Source organism: Bradyrhizobium sp. (assembly GCF_022844465.1).
GTDB lineage: Bacteria > Pseudomonadota > Alphaproteobacteria > Rhizobiales > Xanthobacteraceae > Bradyrhizobium.
The window spans coordinates 327,035-343,288 of sequence record NZ_JALHLP010000003.1 but is presented as its reverse complement, the minus strand read 5'-3'; the positions used below and the strand labels follow the sequence as shown (position 1 = coordinate 343,288).

General features: G+C 63.0%; 14 protein-coding genes. 2 read left to right on the top strand and 12 right to left on the bottom strand.

Annotated elements, in window-relative coordinates:
• Nucleotides 1-26: 26 nt before the first annotated feature.
• From Q0D31_RS09710 to Q0D31_RS09690, 5 genes are all read right to left on the bottom strand, one after another.
• On the bottom strand, nt 27-1,241 hold the full coding sequence (locus Q0D31_RS09710) for a hypothetical protein (protein WP_291849043.1): 1,215 nt from the start codon (nt 1,239-1,241) through the stop codon (nt 27-29).
• Nucleotides 1,238-3,595 carry an MFS transporter gene (locus Q0D31_RS09705; RefSeq protein WP_291849040.1) on the bottom strand — a complete coding sequence of 786 codons (2,358 nt, stop codon included), beginning with the start codon at nt 3,593-3,595 and terminating at the stop codon, nt 1,238-1,240. Before Q0D31_RS09705 ends, Q0D31_RS09710 begins: the two co-directional genes overlap by 4 nt.
• A 210-nt stretch (nt 3,596-3,805) precedes the next feature.
• Nucleotides 3,806-5,209, bottom strand: a complete 1,404-nt coding sequence (locus tag Q0D31_RS09700) for a hypothetical protein (RefSeq protein ID WP_291849035.1) — start codon at nt 5,207-5,209, stop codon at nt 3,806-3,808.
• A 190-nt stretch (nt 5,210-5,399) separates the two neighbouring features.
• Entirely contained in the window at nt 5,400-7,280 is a 1,881-nt protein-coding gene (locus Q0D31_RS09695; RefSeq protein WP_291849032.1) for an EAL domain-containing protein, read from the bottom strand.
• A 248-nt stretch (nt 7,281-7,528) separates the two neighbouring features.
• The gene (locus Q0D31_RS09690) at nt 7,529-7,687 is read right to left on the bottom strand and encodes a hypothetical protein (protein ID WP_291849212.1); all 159 of its coding nucleotides are present in this window, start codon (nt 7,685-7,687) and stop codon (nt 7,529-7,531) included.
• On the opposite strand from Q0D31_RS09690, the gene Q0D31_RS09685 reads away from it, so the two are divergent.
• Nucleotides 7,617-7,895, top strand: a complete 279-nt coding sequence (locus tag Q0D31_RS09685) for a hypothetical protein (protein ID WP_291849203.1) — start codon at nt 7,617-7,619, stop codon at nt 7,893-7,895. The two genes, Q0D31_RS09690 and Q0D31_RS09685, sit on opposite strands and share 71 nt — an antisense overlap.
• A gap of 158 nt (nt 7,896-8,053) precedes the next feature.
• Nucleotides 8,054-9,250, top strand: coding sequence for an extensin family protein (locus Q0D31_RS09680; RefSeq protein ID WP_291849029.1), 1,197 nt, complete (start codon nt 8,054-8,056; stop codon nt 9,248-9,250).
• A gap of 62 nt (nt 9,251-9,312) precedes the next feature.
• Here Q0D31_RS09680 and Q0D31_RS09675 read toward each other — a convergent pair whose 3' ends face one another.
• The 7 genes from Q0D31_RS09675 to Q0D31_RS09645 form a co-directional block, all read right to left on the bottom strand.
• Nucleotides 9,313-9,714 carry a type II toxin-antitoxin system VapC family toxin gene (locus tag Q0D31_RS09675; protein ID WP_291849026.1) on the bottom strand — a complete coding sequence of 134 codons (402 nt, stop codon included), beginning with the start codon at nt 9,712-9,714 and terminating at the stop codon, nt 9,313-9,315.
• Nucleotides 9,711-9,962, bottom strand: coding sequence for a type II toxin-antitoxin system VapB family antitoxin (locus Q0D31_RS09670; RefSeq protein ID WP_291849023.1), 252 nt, complete (start codon nt 9,960-9,962; stop codon nt 9,711-9,713). Before Q0D31_RS09670 ends, Q0D31_RS09675 begins: the two co-directional genes overlap by 4 nt.
• Nucleotides 9,963-10,028: 66 nt before the next feature.
• Nucleotides 10,029-10,952 carry an FAD binding domain-containing protein gene (locus Q0D31_RS09665; protein ID WP_291849021.1) on the bottom strand — a complete coding sequence of 308 codons (924 nt, stop codon included), beginning with the start codon at nt 10,950-10,952 and terminating at the stop codon, nt 10,029-10,031.
• Nucleotides 10,949-13,639, bottom strand: a complete 2,691-nt coding sequence (locus tag Q0D31_RS09660; protein WP_291849017.1) for a molybdopterin-dependent oxidoreductase — start codon at nt 13,637-13,639, stop codon at nt 10,949-10,951. Before Q0D31_RS09660 ends, Q0D31_RS09665 begins: the two co-directional genes overlap by 4 nt.
• Entirely contained in the window at nt 13,636-14,322 is a 687-nt protein-coding gene (locus Q0D31_RS09655; protein WP_291849014.1) for a helix-turn-helix domain-containing protein, read from the bottom strand. The genes Q0D31_RS09660 and Q0D31_RS09655 overlap by 4 nt, the downstream gene beginning before the upstream one ends.
• Before the next feature lie 121 nt (nt 14,323-14,443).
• Nucleotides 14,444-14,878 (bottom strand): response regulator, encoded by a 435-nt coding sequence (locus tag Q0D31_RS09650; protein WP_366518510.1) that lies wholly within the window; start codon nt 14,876-14,878, stop codon nt 14,444-14,446.
• Entirely contained in the window at nt 14,850-16,217 is a 1,368-nt protein-coding gene (locus Q0D31_RS09645; protein WP_291849011.1) for a PAS domain-containing protein, read from the bottom strand. Before Q0D31_RS09645 ends, Q0D31_RS09650 begins: the two co-directional genes overlap by 29 nt.
• Nucleotides 16,218-16,254 lie beyond the last annotated feature (37 nt).

Sequence of the window (16,254 nt, the reverse complement as noted above, 5' to 3'; positions counted from 1 at the left end):
CTGGTCGAGCGCTTCCAACCGTTCGTCTAGTTTGACTTCCGACCGACCGTGCGCGCCGGCTGACCTTCATAGTCGTAGACGAACGTCGCGGTCTCGAAGAAGCTAAACGGCACGCGCAGTCCGATTTCGCGCGCTTTCAAGAAACTGATGGCGATGTCGGGCGGCGAGACGATGCCCACCTTGAGCTGGCCCGTTTGGGATCTGCCGCTGAGGATATCGGTGCCGTAGACGGCGGCGAGGTGTGCGTTGCTTTCGAAGCTGATGCCAACCGCGAGAACGGCCGTATCCTGACCTGCTTTCACGATCTCTGGAATCATGCTGACCACCGGAATCCGGCCGGCCTTTTCATTGATGGTTCTGATCTCACGGAACACGGTGGTGCTGCCGGTAATCAGGAAGATGCTCTTGCTCAGATCGAAGTCGTTCTTTTGCATCGTGCGCACCGCATCAGGGATAATCTGCGCCAGTTCCTCGTGCGCCTTGGCGGGGTTCTGCACCGTGCCCATGAAGACCTGGATGCCCTGCTTGCGCGCGCGCGCGGCGACAGGCTCGGCTTGAGTCTGAACAGCGCTGATGTTCTTGCTATCGACGAGAATCGCGAGATTCTTCAGGTCTGGCTTGAACTCCATTATGTAGGCAAGTTGCACTTCGACCGGCATGTTGAGCGAGGTGAACGCAAAATTGGTTTGGCTGCCGCTTTCGTAGTTTTTCATCTGCCCGAGTTCCACAGGATCCTTCGAGCAGACAGATACTACGGGAATCTTGCCGCCGCGGTAGTTGTCGTAGAGCCAAGCCGTCGACTCCGACCCCATGGCGAAAATCAGGTCGAACTTGTTGTTCTCGGCAAACTGGATCGTCTCCTTGCCGCGCACGTGATTCAGTTCGAAGTTGATCACGGTGAAATCGACGTGCTCGCCCTTCGATTCAAAGACATTGAGGATCTTTGTGATGGCGATATCGTAGGCCGACGACGACCGGGGATAGAGCACCAGGACCCGTCGTACCGTGCCGCGCTGTTCCGCCGAATGTGTTTCCGCCAGTTTTCGCCGAATTGACACCACGGTCGACCTGGCAGGGTCACCCGCCACATTCCAGGTCGCGTCTATCTCGCTGCCGTACTTGAACCACGCGGAAAACGGCTGATTTTCCGCTGCAGCTGTCGCCGTCAACGACAGGGCCAGCAGAGCTGCAACGACGCCGCGCAAGACGAATGGCGGTCGCGGAGCAAGCTTGGCAATCATTGCAGGGCCTCCGATGGCAAGTTGCGGACCGGCGGCTGGACAAGGTTGCGTGCCATAAACACGAGTCCGAGGCAGGCGATCCCGACGCCGATCCATACGATAACCATCGCGTCCTGCCCAAAGACCAGGAAGATCTGCGCCATTACCAGGGGCCCGACAATATGGCCGGCGCGCTCGAGGAACCGGTAGGTCGTCGTCACCGGGTTCACGCCGATACGATTCCCGAGATCTGACTGGCCGACGTGGGTCACTACGGGCGCATTAATCAAGCCGTGAGCGATGCCGACGAGGATTGTCCCGGCAATCAGTGCGCCGGTGCCGAACGGCCCGCTGCCGGCAAGCGTCGGACTCATGAACCCGACCAACATCAGCCCGCCACCGCTGAGGATGGCCCCCCAGAACAGCACCTGCTCGCTGTTGCTCGTGCGATCCACCAGACGCGAAGCAAAACCCGTCGCCAGAATGACGGCGAGGCCGTACAACATGATAAGCTGCCCGATGTCCTCTGAACGGTAGTTATATTGAACGAGCAGCAAGGGCATCGCAAAGGTGATCGTTCCGGTAAGGATCGCCTTTGCGGGTACGCCGATGCAAAGCAGGGTCGCGATGAATTCCCGATCGGACATGACGTCCCGGATGTCGTGCACCAGTCGGCGCGCGGCCGCAACCAATCCTCCGGCGATCCGTGCCTGGTCGCTGACACTTGGCAGGCGCAACAAGGTATAGAAAATGGCGGAGCATCCGATCGCGCCGGAGATCATGAAAACTCCTTGCGCCTCGAGGTAATTCACCAGCAGGGAGCCGAGCGCCATTCCGGAAATCAGACCGCCCTGGAATCCAAATACAATGATGGCAACGCCCTGCGTCTTCTTCTGCGGCGAAGCGACTGCCAGAATGTAGGACTGCACGCCGATCAGCAGCATGCCCTGTCCCAGCCCCGCGATACCCCGCAAGAAAGTCAGTTCGATGATTCCGACACGCATGACCATTCCGGCTACACCCGCGGTTGCCAGCAGCAACCCGACCAGGATCGCCGTCTTAGGCCCGTACCGCTCGGTGAAATTTCCGGCAGGCAACAAGCTCAACGCGAAACACAGATAATAGGCCGTGAAGGGAATCGAGGCATAACCGACGGACAGGCCAGCAACAACCGCCGCGTCCTGCATGAAATTCGGAAGAAATGAATAGGTCAGACTGTCGAGGAAAACAGCGAGGAAGAAGATCGGCTTGATCATGATCAATGCCGTATCTTCAGCCGATGCCCGGTCCGCCTCAGGGGCGTCAGGTTCGATTTGGCTGGCCCTGAGGTGTTGCAGCGATGAGGCGACTTGCAGGAACAGTCCCGCCAGTAGCGCCGACGCGACGAACAATGCCGCGAGGTTCTTGACGCTGCGAACCACCCTTTCGACGACCACGTCCTTTGGCACCGTCACAATCAGATGCACAACCCGCTCCAGCTGATCGGGGCGCGAAAGATCGATCTTGAACTCGAAATTTTGCGGATCGGAGATCCATTTCTTGCCAAGCTTGGTCGGGTCGCTGTCGATTTGGATGACATCGTTCTCGACCAGCGCCGCTTCGCTGATCTCAGTGTTCAGGCGTCTGTAATCACTGAAAATGCGCGCCATGCCATCGAAATCCTTGAAATGTAAATTGAATTCAACGATATCGCTCAAGCGCTGCGCCAGCGTGACAACCGAGGCCCGCGATTTTCCCTGCACGCCGTCGTAGTAGAGTCCAACGATCGCAAAGACGACCGCAACCGACATCGCTGCGAACGTTATCGTGTAGCCGATCTGCAGCCACGGCACCCGCGCCCGGGGAAGAAGCGGCAATGCGAAGACGACGACAGCCGCGAACGCGGCCGCGAGTCCAACGGACAGATACACCAATGGACGGAACGTAGCGCTCAGTTTCTTCGACACGACTTCCGTGTTCGATGACACCAAAAGGTTGCCTACGGTTTCGAACCGGGTACGCAGCGGAATGATGACCTGATAATGCGTTGCGCCATATTCGACCGCGATCTCCTGCTTCACGCGTGAAATGGCGCTGGGGGGCTCTAGCGGCTTGAGGTTCGCTTTGTCGATGCCGGCGAAAATCTGCTGTCCGGCCTGATCGTATACCGCCAGCACATCGATGTCCTCGCCTTCCAGTATCGGCGTTGCCAGCGTATTGAATCCGGCATACTGCCGAAGCGGCAGCCCGTCCCGCAGGAATTTCTCGATGTAATTCTGCACCAGCCGGCCATGGGCGGTGAGCTTTTCGATATGGATCTGCTCGTAGGTGCGCTTGCTGTCCCCGTAACTGACGTAAAGAAGCAGCGTAAGCGAAACGGCGGTCACGATGAACATCGTAAACCCGTCGATCAATCGACTGCCGAATCTCCCTCCCAACATGTTATCCTCGCTGCCTTACGCATCCCCATGGGCTTCGGCCTGGCTGGCTGGGATCGTCATTGTTTCCGTGTCGCTCGGTGAAACGCAAAGGACCTGAATAGTCGCCTGGAACTTTAGGTGGAACGTCATAAATTCGGGTTAATGACGAAATCCCTCGCTAATGGCCTACTTGGTGGGCACTGAACGCTTCAAGATCTTGATATCCGGGGCCTGATCGCGGGGATTCGGGCCGGCGTTCACTGCCTCGTTGCCGGTCCTTAGCGCGTTGATCGAGGTGTTGAGCGCCAGCAGGTTAAGGTCTGTTGCCAATTCGTTAAGGGATGCCTGCGGGTCGTCCGGCGCCGGCGACCGCACGAAATCGAAGAGATTGGGCGTCTCCAAGAGCTCGACCAGATGTCCAACTGCGCCGCGGCGGTGAGCGAACAGGAAGTCAAGACGGTCGGCCAGCAGCGACAGGATGAGATCGTCGTATTCCATACCGGCTTCGGACAGGCCGGCGGAGACGAGGCTTGTGACGCCCGCGGTAGGTTTTTTGAGATCCGGCTTGGGGTTGGCCTCGAGAACGAAGACCTTTCCGTTCGCATCGGCGCGCAAATCCAGGCGGATCAGCGAGCCAAGATTGAATTCGAGATAAGTCTCGTGACCAAGACGCCGCATTTCGTCCAGCAACTTCGCGTCGCGGCGAGGATCGACCGGCTTTAGCCGATCATCGGTGATCGGGCGATTGTCCATCGACGTGAAGATCCGCTCGTCCGGCATCAGCACACGCTCAAGGGCAGCGAACGTGAATGGACGAGAGCCACGCGTAAGTCGGCCACCGGGCGCGATGATCGGTCCCGCCACCGCGATGCAGTACTCGCGGCCAGGCAGATACTGTTCCACCAGCACGACATTATCGGTGGCGCCATAGACCTGTGCGATGGCAGCGGGCAGACTTGCAACATCGGGCACCACGTGAACGTGCAGCGATGCCCGGCCCGAAACCGGCTTGACCACGAAGGGACCGGCATAATCGCCAAATGCCCGTGCGAACCGGCTGTTCAAGTCGGGACGGAACGGACCGCGCGCCATGTTCCAGGTAGTGAACGCGGGCGTCGGGATTCCGGCGCAAACAGCCTCCCGCTTGAATGAGTGCTTGTTGTCGAGCGTGGTCGCCGCGAGCGGGTCGTGCCCCACATAAGGCACGCCCATCATCTCCAGCATCGCTGACGCATGCGCGGCAGGATTGTAGCCTTGCACCCCGCCCGTATTGAGCCAGGCCAGGTGAATACCCTGGCGCCGCAGCCGATCACCGAGACGCATATCGTCGGGCATGAGGTCGACGTGATGGAATCCCTGCCGACGAAGCGATGCGGCGATGTCTTGCGCCACCGCCTCGTAGCTTTTCCAGGATCGGGTATTGCGCGTCTGGTAGACGACGCCTCCGGAGTTGGATTTGTCGCCGCCGAAGATGACCGCCAGGCGGGCACGGGATTTCAGGCGCTCGATCTGTTCCCCGAGCACCGCCATATCGTTCACCTGCACTGCGGCGGCCTGCGGCTGCGCGGACGTCAGCTTCGACTCGGGCATCATAGCTTCCCCGGCTCCTTTTGAGCCACTGCAGTGAAACTACGGCACAGCGATAAGCTTGAGGTAAAGCCCGCGAGCCGGGAGCCACAATTCGCCGTTAACACTGCCAGATCGCTAACGCCGCGCATCTTGGGCGCCATTGCGACGCTTGCTCGTTGCGGGAAGAGCGCGCGCGGAAGCATCTCGAAACTCAACCAAGCATGCGAGCGCCTGAAGCGCCGGTGTGATGTCTCTCTCGCTTGTCGTCACTGCGCCCGCTACCCGCGAAGAGCCGGTCCATGCCGGCCACCGCGCCCGCGCGCGCCAGCAGCAGCCGGGCGATGTCCTCGGCAGCCTTCGGCTGGCTGAACAGATAACCTTGCATTTCGGTGCATCCCAACTCGCGAATTTTCGCCAGTTGGGCCTGCGTTTCGACGCCTTCGGCCGTCGTCCTCATCTTGAGGCTGCTCGCGAGGCTGGTGATGGCGCGCACGATGGCGGCGGCATCATCCATCTCCGAAACATCCTTGATGAAAGAGCGATCGATCTTGATCTTGTCGAAGGGGAAGCTCCGCAGATATGTCAGCGAGGAGTATCCCGTACCGAAATCGTCCATCACGATCCGCACGCCGAGTTCGCGTAATTGGTGTAATGTCACCAGCGTGGTCTCGTCATCCCGCATCAGGACCCCTTCGGTGATCTCGATGTCGAGCCGGCGCGGCGAAAGACCCGATCGGGCAAGAGCGTTGATGACCTTCAGCGCCAAATTATGGTTCTTGAACTGGATCGACGAAACGTTGACGGCCACGGACACGTCGCCCGGCCAGCTTGCCGCGGCGGAGCAGGCCTTGTTCAGTATCCATTCGCCAAGCATGGAGATAAGGCCCGTTTCTTCAGCGATCGGAATAAACTCGGCAGGCGATATTGGGCCGCGTTCGGGATGATGCCAGCGCAGCAATGCCTCGCAGCTGCTGATTTCGTCGCGCTCGAGATCCAGGATCGGCTGGAAGTGCAGCTCCAACCCGTCGCCGGCGATCGCCTTTCGCAGATCGAGTTCGAGCGTGCGCCGCTCCTTGATTCGCGCATTCATCGCCGGCTCGAAGAAGCGGAACATGCCGCGTCCGTCGCTCTTGGCCTCATACATGGCCAGATCCGCCTGCTTGAGCAGCTGCTCCGGATTCGTTCCATCATCCGGCGCCACGGAAATTCCGGTGCTGATATCGGTAAAAAGCTGATGCCCGTCGATGTCGAAAGGTTGCGCGATCGCTTCCCGAACTCGCGCGGCGAGGATCGCGGGGTCCGACGGTCGCTCGACCGCGGTTTGAAGAATTGCGAACTCATCGCCTCCAAAACGCGCAATCGTGTCCGTTTCTCTGAGGCAGCTCTGCGCACGGTCGGCCACGGCTCTCAATAGCTTGTCGCCGACCGCGTGGCCGTGCGCGTCGTTGATGCTCTTGAAATCATCGAGGTCGAAAAAGAGGACGGCGAGATACTGTCCCCGTCGAACGCGCGCGAGTTCCGTCTCCATCTTTTCGCGCAGCAGGACACGATTGGCCAGGCCGGTCAACGCATCGTGATGCGCCAGGTGAGCGACCTGGGCTTCCGCTTGTCGCCGCGCGGTTATGTCGTCGTGCGTGGCGACCCATCCACCGTCCTTCATTGGACGTCGGGTGACCACGATCGCCCGACCGTCCGGCAATTCGACGATATTGCTGACAATCCTGTCTTGCGCCATCGCGCTCCGTCGATAGTCAACGTAGGCTTGCGCCTCCTTTACGGAAAGGCTGCCCGTTTCGACCCGGTGCTCCACCAGCCGGCTGACGGTGCAGCCCGGCCTGACCACCTTGGGAGAGAGGCCATACAATTCAATGTAGCGCCGATTGCAGATGACCAGTCGACCGGACTTGTCGAACATCGTCAGTCCCTGCGACATGTTGTTGATGGCCGTATCGAGGCATGAATTCTGTTTGCGCTGGCGGCGATACGCAATGGCTCCGATCAAGCCTGCGATCGCGAGGCAACATACGACGATCGCGACGAGGGGGGGCACCCTGCTGAAATCATCTGCGACGGAGGCCAGACTCTGGAACATTGAAAACCTTGCGGCATGAGAGCTGATCCCCACAGCCTAGGTTGAAGGTATGGTGTTCTGGGTAAACACGGCGGCTCAAGACATAGTATCCTTAACAAGTCACTAAAGTGAGGAGACGGAGCGAGCAGGCATCACCGTGCGCTTGCGCTGCTGCTTGCAAGCCAGGTGAGCAAGACATCGTTAAGCATTCGCGGCGCGGGGCGCGGGCATATGTGCCACCCATCCGCGAAGCTGCTTTGATGGATGCGCTACGGATTCCAGACGACGAAAGAAGGCGTGACGCCGATGATGCTGGCAGTGGTATCGAAGGCGTCAGCGCGCAACGTGGCCGAGTTCATCGCCTGCGCAAAGGCCAATCCTGCAAAGCTGAACCACGGCAGCGCGGGCGTCGGCTCGATCGGCCACATCGTGGTCGGGGTATTGAACAGCAGGCAGGCACCGAGGCCGTGCTCGCGTTATATGACGGCTCGAATACCGCGGGGCCTAGATCAGCCCGAGCACAATGGCGCCGACGAAGCCCAACGAGAGATAGGCTGCAACGAGGCTCAGTCGGCTGACGAGTGGACTTGCGAAATCCATTGGGAAGGCTCCCTTGGGTTCACGTCGTGTCCCTAACTAATGATTAAGGCTAGCAAAGCGTTCCCCGCGGAAAAAGTCAGCCTTGCTGTCGATCCTTGTCTGCCGAGCGTTCCGCGGCCGCGGCGATGTGGTTAAAGATTCATGAAAACAACACGTTGAAGAGTCCTTAAATAAATTGGTCGAACGTGCCCGCGATGACGCGCGGAGTTCGTTTGTATCTCGTCGGCTCCTTCGTCCTCGTTGCGCTAGCTGGTTGCGGCCGCGGATTCTTTCAGTCCGCCGAGCGCGAACCGTGGCGTGCCGAGGCCGAACTCGCATGTCTGAAGTCCGGTGCGGTCAAGGAGGGCCCGGAACGGTTCCGGATCGAGCCGATATCAGGACCCGGTGTGTGCGGCGCGCAGTATCCGATCAAGGTCGCGGCGCTTGGCGAAGGCGGCGGCCTGGGTTTCGCCGACGAAAGCCTGCGGCCGCCCGGCAACATCGGACGCCAGCCGCGCTGGCCGATCACGGCGGTGCCGGCCGCGCCAATCGCACAAGGAACCTATCCGGATACGGCGCTGCGCCAGCCGAACCGGCCGATTTCGCTCGCCGCGCCCGGCCTCGCCCTGCCGGACGACGTTGATTTACCGGAAGATGGCGCGCCGCGATGGCGGGAACCGCGCGGCGGCGGATACAGTGCCGCGCCGTCCCATCCCTCGCGCGATCGTTACCAAGGACCGGCGGCGCCCTATGCACCAGCCCCGATGACGCCGGCGGCGCCGAGGCTCGGTCCCGCACCGGGCAATGCCGTCAGCGGGTTCGGACCGGTTACGATGCGGCCGGCGGCGACGCTGGCTTGCCCGATCGTCTCCGCGCTCGACCGCTGGCTCGCCGATTCCGTGCAGCCGGCGGCGCTGCGCTGGTTCGGCGCGCGCGTGGTCGAGATCAGGCAGATCTCGGCCTATTCGTGCCGCGGCATGAACGGCAACCCGCATGCCCATATTTCCGAGCATGCGTTCGGCAACGCGCTCGACATCGCGGGCTTTACGCTCGCCGACGGGCGCAGCATTTCGGTGAAGACTGGCTGGCGCGGCGTGCCGGAAGAGCAGGGCTTTCTGCGCGACGTGCAGGCCAGCGCCTGCCAGCATTTCAACACCGTGCTGGCGCCGGGCTCCAACTCGCACCACGCGGACCATCTCCATGTCGACCTGATGCGCCGCGCTTCCGGCCGCACCATCTGCCGGCCAGAAGCGGTCTCCGGCGAGGCGGTTGCGGCGCGGGCAGGGCAGCGCCATCCCTACGCGTCGCGCGAACGGTTTCCGACAGGATCGCTCGGCGGCAGCAAGACAGTTTCGCGCTGGCACAAGGCCAACAGCGGCGTCAACGAGGAAGACGAGTTCGACGACCATTGATGGCGTTGAATTTCCATTTCGCTCGGAAAGGCTGCGATTGAGTGAGCGAAGATGGGAGCGCGTCAAACAATACGAATATCGGTCAAGCGAAAATCGTTTCCCTTGCAAAGCAAGGGAGCGTTCATCTCCTTGGCCAGCCCGTATGCAAAGCAATCCCCGTAGTTCAGCGCCGCGGCATGGCCGGTTCCCTTTCCGAACCGGAGATGAGCTGAGCGGGCGGCGCGCGCCATCTCCAGCGTTACCGGTTCGATGCGGATGCCCGCCGTTTCGATGAATTCATCGAGCCATCTCTCCGCCCTTGCCGGAGAGATTTGCTTCAACCCGCGCAGGACAATCGAAGTCTCGACAATGCCGGCGGCCGACATGATCGGATCATCGTCTGTCGCGATACACCGGACGAAATGCATGGCATCGTCTTCCTGCCGGAAAATCGCGATGACCGCTGAACTGTCGACGACGATCACGTCGGCAGGCCGTGCTCGTCGTAACCAAGGATCTCATCCGGATTTCGTCCGGTGTCCGGCAATGCCGCATACCGGTTGCCGATCTTCATCAGCCGTGCGGCAACATCGTCGGTATTTCGGCGACGGCGCTCGCGCGCCAGCCGTTCGCGCAGCGCCGAAGTAACGGCAGAGGTGAGGTTCTCGCCGGTGAGCCGAGCCAGTTCCGTCGCAAGCTTATGCGCTTCATCGTTCTTGATATTCAGATGCATGGTGGCCTCTGTCTGATGGTAGAAGTATACATAAAATCTACCATTGATGCAAGAGGGTCGCTTGCCCTATGCCGCCAGCCGCTCCAGCAGATCCTGCACCACGCCCCTGAGCAGATCGAGCTTGTAGCCGGTCATCGGCAGCGGCTTGGCGCCCGCCGTGGCTTGCTGCGCCGCCACGGCGATGGCGACGGCGGAAGCGGTCTTGCCCTGCAACGTGTTTTCCGCGGCGACCAGGCGCAGCGGCACCGGCGCGATGCCGCCGGCGGCGAGGCGGACGAACTGGAAGGCGCCGTCCCTGACCACGGCGCGGGCACAGACTTCGACCAGCGGCCATTCCGCATGGGTGCGGCTGATGGCGCGCCGGTACAGCGCGCGTTCGCCCCCGAGCGGGGCGGCGAGTTCGACGCTCGTGATCATCTCGCCCGGCTCCAGCGCGTTGTCGGCAGCGCCGTTGGCGCCGTCGCCCAGCAGGTCGCCGATGGTCAGCCCGCTTCGCCGGTCGGTAGCGATCCTGGCGTCGTAGGCCAGCAGCGCCGCTGCCATGGTGGAAGGATGCGGCGCCACGCACGGCCCGAGATCGAAGGCGACGTGATAGAGATGGTTGCCCTCGCGCGCCGGGCAATCCGATCCGCCCTTCCTGAGACAGCCGATATGCGGATTGCGGTAGTACCAGCAGCGCGAGCGCTGCGCGAGGTTGCCGCCAAGCGTCGCGAGGTGACGGATCTGCGGCGTCGCGAGGCCCAGCGCCGACGCCGCGAGGCCCGGATAGGCCGCGGCGAGGCGCGCATCAGCGGCGATGGCGGCGATGGTGGTGAAGGCGCCGATGCGCAAGCGGCCGTCGGCTTCCCAGTGCATCCCGATCGTGTCCGGCGTGGCCGATATGTCGATCAACGGTCCGGTCGAGACGCCGCTGCGCCGCCGCTCGGAGAGGTCGGTGCCGGCGGCGCGGAATTCGGCGGCCTGGATTCTGGTCGTGGCAGTCGGGGTCATGCGGCGGCCCTCCCTTTGAGCGCGGCGAGCAGCAGGTCGGGACGGATCGGCAGCTCGGTCAGCCGCGCGCCGGCGGCGTTGCAGATCGCATTGGCGATCGCGGGCGACGTCGGCACCGTGGCGACCTCGCCGATGCCGACGCTGCCGCCGAGCACATGGTCGAATCCGCCTTCGTCGAAATGCACCTCGATCACAGGCGTGTCCGCGATCCCCGGGATGCGGTAGTCTTCCATCCCGCCGCTGAGGACATCGCCGGTTCGGGAATCGATTTCGCGCGCCTCATGCAGGGCGTAGCCGATGCCCTGGATGACTGCCCCTGTCGCCTGGCTTCGCGCCAGCGCCGGGGCGGCGATCTGGCCGACCGCGATGCCGGTGTGGACATGGACGACGCGGACATGGCCGAGCCAGGTATCGACCTCCACCTCGACGACCTGCACCGAACTCGGCACGCCGGCGCCGATCGCCAGATTGGAAAAGCGCCGCATCATCCAGCCGAAGATCATGCCGATGAAGCCCGCTTCCTTCAGCGGTGAGCGAATCCCGGGCGCCATTTGTCGGCTGTCCTCCGGCCGCACCGCGGAGGCGGAAAGATCGGGCGCGGCGGCGAGTAGTTCGCGCCACGGCGCGTTGGAGCCGGGGACGGGCTTTCGCTTGGCGTTCTGTTCGATCGCGGCTTTCAGCTTCTGGACGGCCAGCAATATCGGCGGGACCACCGAGGCCGTGACCCGGCTGCCACCCGAACCCGGCCCTTCCGGTAGTCCGGAGTCGCCTAGTCTCACCTCGACCTCGTGCGGTTCCAGGCCGAACTCGCGCGCGACGGTATTGGCGATCACGCTGCGGGTGCCGGTGCCGATATCCTGCGTGGCGGTGCTGGCGATCAGGCGCCCGCCCTTCACCGCGACCTCAACCTTGACCCCGGGTTGCCACAGATAAAGCCAGTAGCCGGTGGCGACGCCGACGCCGCGGCGATAGCGCCCGCTCTGCGCGGCCGCCAGCCTGCGGTTGCGCCAGACGTCGAGGCCGAGCGCCCAATCGTACAGGCGCTGGCGGTTGGGGTCGGGGTCCCAGCGCTTGCGAAGCGCGATCGGATCGACGTTCATCCGCAGCGCGGCCTCGTCGATCGCCTGTTCCAGCGCAAACGCCATCGGCGGTCCGCCGGGCCCACGGAACGGCGAGCCGGGCGCCAAATTGCTGATGACGTCGAAATCGGCGAGTTCCTTAGCGTCGGCCGGATAGATCAGTCGCGCGAGCGCTGCGATGGTCGAATTGATTGCCGCGCCGGTGTCGGCATGGGCGACCAGCGACAGCGCCTTCAGTTCGCCCTGCGCGGAGGGCAGCAGCGCGATCTTCACTTCCGCCGCCGGCCGATAGCCGGTCACCGAAAGCTCCTCGTGCCGGTCGAAGGCGACCCGGACCGGCGCCCTGGCGGCGCGCGCTAGTTCGATCGCGGCAATGGTTTCCATGCCGAGGCTGGCCTTGGAGCCGAAGCCGCCGCCGACATGATCGGCAATCACGCGCACCTTGTCGTGGCCGAGCTTGTAGCGCTTGGCGATCAGCTCCATCAGGTGAAATACCGACTGGGTCGAGGCATGGACGGTGAGCCGGTCGCCGTCGAAACGGGCGACCGCGGCATGCGGCTCCAGGCAGGCATGCAACTGGGTGCCGGTCCGGAAGGCGCCCTCGACCAGCAACGGGTTCTTTTCCTCGCGCGCGCTGTCAACCCAGCTCCGTACCTTCCTCGGCTTCCTGGAAAAAGCCGCCGACGGTCCGCGGATATTTCCGTTCCACGTCGCCGGTGCGGCGTTGCCCTCGGAGACGTTGCCGGCCTTCTTGCGCGCGGATTTCTCGAACACGACAGGCGCGCCCGGCTTGCGCGCCTGATCCATCCCAACCGCCGACGACAGACGCTCGCTGCTGAACTTGATCGCGGCAATGGCGGCGAGCGCGGTGCGGCGATCCTTGGCGGCGACGGCGGCGATGGGATCGCCGACAAAGCGGACGATGCGGTCGTCGCCGATCAGCGAGATCACCGCGCCCACGCCGGGGATGGCGCGCGCCGCCGCGAAATCGAATTCCCCGATGCGGGCATGGGCGAGCCGCGAGCGCAGGATCACGCCCTCGAGCTGGCCTTCGTGGCGGATATCGACGGTGTATTTCGCCGCACCCGTCACCTTGTCGCGCGCCTCCATGCGCGGCGGGGCGACTTCACCGCCGTCGAACCGGCCGGCGCAGGCGTCGGCCACGGCGCGGAAGATGCCGTCATAGGCGCCGCAGCGGCACAGATGCCCCGATAGCGCCTCGCCGATCTGTTCGCGCGAGGGCAGGGCCGTGCCGTTCGCCGCCCGCCAGCCGTCGTGAAAGGCCGCCGCCTCGACGATGAAACCCGGGGTACAGAAACCGCATTGCAGCGCGTCGTGCGCCATGAATGCCTTCTGTACCGGATGCAGCCTTGCCGCGCCGACGCCTTCGACGGTCGTGACCGTCCTGTCGGCGGCCGCGCGCGCCGGCATCAGGCAGCTCACGACCGGCGCGCCGTCGACCAGAACCGTGCAGGCGCCGCAGACGCCGGCCCCGCAGACGAGCTTGGTGCCGGTGAGGTCGAGCGCGTCCCGCACCAGGTCGATGAGCAATGCGTCGGGATCGTCGGGGAGGGGAGCGAGCCGGCCGTTGATCGTCATCGTGCTCATCTGCGATCTCCAGATTTGCGGGAGGTTGGTCGGGGAGTGGATAGGAGTGTGGAGTTCCTCGCAGGCTTCGCTTTGGCCGCGCGGGGCGATTTGGCGGGGCTCACGGCGCCGGCGACGAGCGTGCGCAGCATGACCTCCAGATCCTTCAGGAAAGCGTCGGCCGGCTGCATCGCGGGATAGGCGGACTTGGTGCCGTTGATCGCCATCTCGACGCACCGCGCCAGGGCGTGCGGCGTCAGGCCGGCGTTGAGCAAAAGGCCCTGTTTGCGGCAGACGCGCGCGATCATCGCGGCGAGCTGTTCGGCATGGGAGGCGGCGTACTTCTGGTAGAGGTCGCGGGCCTGCAGCAAATGCTCCGAGAACAACTCCTCGACATGGGGCGACCCGTCGAGCGAGCCGGCCAGTTGCCGAAGCTTGGCCGCCACCGAAGCGACGAGGATATCGGCCAGGCTGCCGCCGGCCTTCTCCGCGGCGTCGGCTGCCTCGATCTCAGCCGCAAGCGCGTCCTCATGCAGCCGGGCGATGACGGCCCGAAACAGCGCTTCCTTGGAATCAAAATGGTGATAGAGCGCCTGCCGCGTCAGGCCGGCGGCATCCGCCGCCTGCTCCACCGACGAACGCCGGAAGCCGTGCCGGCGGAACACCAGCATCGCAGCGTCCAGGATGCGGGATCGGGCGCTCATTTGACAATTTTGACATTACGGGACGAAATGTCAATATTTGCCGGCCGCCGCGGCGACCCATGTCGAAGCGGACGCGCGGCGCCGTCACAACCTTGAGGCGGCCGTGCCACGCGGGATCAGGCTATTTTTCGATCATGTTTCGCAGTTCGGTGACCATCGTCCTGGCCTCAAACGGCTTGCCGAAGAATCGGCTGTGCGAAGGCAAGGCGTCCTGCTCCAGTTGGAGGTGGCCGGAGACCACCACGATCTTGATCGGCGGCCAGCGGTTGTGAACCGCGTGCGCCAGCTTCAGTCCATCCATCGACCCCGGCATGTTGACGTCGGTGAACAGCAGGGTGATGTCGGAGCGTTTCTCGAGGATTGCGATGGCTTCGTCGGCATTGCCGGCCTCGATGGCCGTGAAACCGGCCTCCTCGACGATGTCTATGGCGTGCAGGCGCAAAATGGTGTCGTCCTCAACGACGAGGACGCAAATCGGGCGGCCGGTAACTTCTGAGGACATCTGTTCATTTCGGTTGTGCGGCGGTTCAGGTTGAACTGGCCAGTCGAGTTTCAAAGCTGCAGATGACGCCCGCGGGGCGGTAATCGACCTTGACGGAACAGCCAAAGTCGGACGACAGCGCGCTTTCGATCAGACGGGAACCGAATCCGCGCCGTGACGGCGGCGAAACGGGCGGGCCGCCTGACTCGCGCCAGCGGAAGCCGAGCGTCGGTCCCTCATTGGACGGATGATAATCCCAGTTGACTTCAATCGTTCCATCCGGCGTCGAAAGCGCCCCGTATTTCGTGGCGTTGGTTGCAAGCTCGTGAAGGGCGAGCGAGAGCGCCAGGGCTTGCTTGGCGGTAAGATCGACCGTGGGGCCGGAAATCTCGATGCGGGATTCCGCCGTCCTGTGCGGTTGAAGCGCACCTTCGACCACGACTGATATCGGCGCGCTCGCCCAGCTCGACGCGACCAGCACGTCGTGCGCCTGGTTGAGCGCGCGAAGGCGGGCGTCGAATATCGTCCGGGCTTCCTCCTTGGTCGCCGCCGTGCGAAACGTTTGGCTGGCGATTGCGCCGACCATCGCCATGGTGTTCTTCATGCGATGTTCGAGTTCGCGCGCAAGGAGTAGATGGTGGGCTTCAGAGACCTTGCGGTCGTCGATGTCGGTGTTGGTTCCGATCCATCGCGTGATCGCGCCGGACGGGTCTCGGATCGGCAAGGCGCGGGCAAGATGCCAGCGCCAGGCGCCATCGGCGCGCTGCAAGCGGAACTCGACCTGATACGGCGCTCCGGTCTCCAGCGATTTGCTCCAGGCGTCGGCTGCGGGTCCGACGTCCTCGGTGTGGACTATCCTTATCCATTGGTTGCCCACGAGTTCTGCTGACTTCAGCCCGCTATAGCAGAGCGCCTGATCGTTGAACCAGTCGAGTTGCCCGTCGGGTGTCGCAGACCAAATCTGGTTCGGCATCGCCTGCGCGAAGGTCTTGAAGCGCGCCTCGCTTTCCCGCAATGCATCGTTGGCCAGTCGCGACGCGGTGACGTCTCGCGAGATCGATAACAGCCGGTCCGAGTCGCCGTTGGCGTCGCGTATCAGGGTTACCGTGACGTCCCACCATTTGGGTGTACCGGCAAGCGTGGTCGCGAATCCCTCGAACCGGCCAGTGTTCCCGGCAAGGGCAGCGGTCACCGCCTTGTTGGCTTCGGCGTGACCCTCGCCCCGCCAAAGATCCGGCCACGAACAGCCCTTGATGGCGTTGAAGTTGGTAACTTCCATCAGACGCTGTCCGGCCTCGGTCATGTAGATGAGGTTGCCGTCGAGATCGAGAATCTTGATGCAATCGCCCGAGCCGGCGAGCAGGCTGTGCAATAATGAAAGGTGGTCGGAGACCGGAATGGGAGAATGATCCATGAGATGCTGACTATGCCTTCATCAGGAAGCCGGGACG

What these genes read in the sequence shown, in the direction of transcription:
- Q0D31_RS09710 (WP_291849043.1), bottom strand. Translation starts at nt 1,241, where the DNA reads ATGATTGCCAAGCTTGCTCCGCGACCGCCATTCGTCTTGCGCGGCGTC.
- Q0D31_RS09705 (WP_291849040.1), bottom strand. Translation starts at nt 3,595, where the DNA reads ATGTTCATCGTGACCGCCGTTTCGCTTACGCTGCTTCTTTACGTCAGT.
- Q0D31_RS09700 (WP_291849035.1), bottom strand. Translation starts at nt 5,209, where the DNA reads ATGCCCGAGTCGAAGCTGACGTCCGCGCAGCCGCAGGCCGCCGCAGTG.
- Q0D31_RS09695 (WP_291849032.1), bottom strand. Translation starts at nt 7,280, where the DNA reads ATGTTCCAGAGTCTGGCCTCCGTCGCAGATGATTTCAGCAGGGTGCCC.
- Q0D31_RS09690 (WP_291849212.1), bottom strand. Translation starts at nt 7,687, where the DNA reads ATGTGGCCGATCGAGCCGACGCCCGCGCTGCCGTGGTTCAGCTTTGCA.
- Q0D31_RS09680 (WP_291849029.1), top strand. Translation starts at nt 8,054, where the DNA reads ATGACGCGCGGAGTTCGTTTGTATCTCGTCGGCTCCTTCGTCCTCGTT.
- Q0D31_RS09670 (WP_291849023.1), bottom strand. Translation starts at nt 9,962, where the DNA reads ATGCATCTGAATATCAAGAACGATGAAGCGCATAAGCTTGCGACGGAA.
- Q0D31_RS09665 (WP_291849021.1), bottom strand. Translation starts at nt 10,952, where the DNA reads ATGACCCCGACTGCCACGACCAGAATCCAGGCCGCCGAATTCCGCGCC.
- Q0D31_RS09660 (WP_291849017.1), bottom strand. Translation starts at nt 13,639, where the DNA reads ATGAGCACGATGACGATCAACGGCCGGCTCGCTCCCCTCCCCGACGAT.
- Q0D31_RS09655 (WP_291849014.1), bottom strand. Translation starts at nt 14,322, where the DNA reads ATGAGCGCCCGATCCCGCATCCTGGACGCTGCGATGCTGGTGTTCCGC.
- Q0D31_RS09645 (WP_291849011.1), bottom strand. Translation starts at nt 16,217, where the DNA reads ATGGATCATTCTCCCATTCCGGTCTCCGACCACCTTTCATTATTGCAC.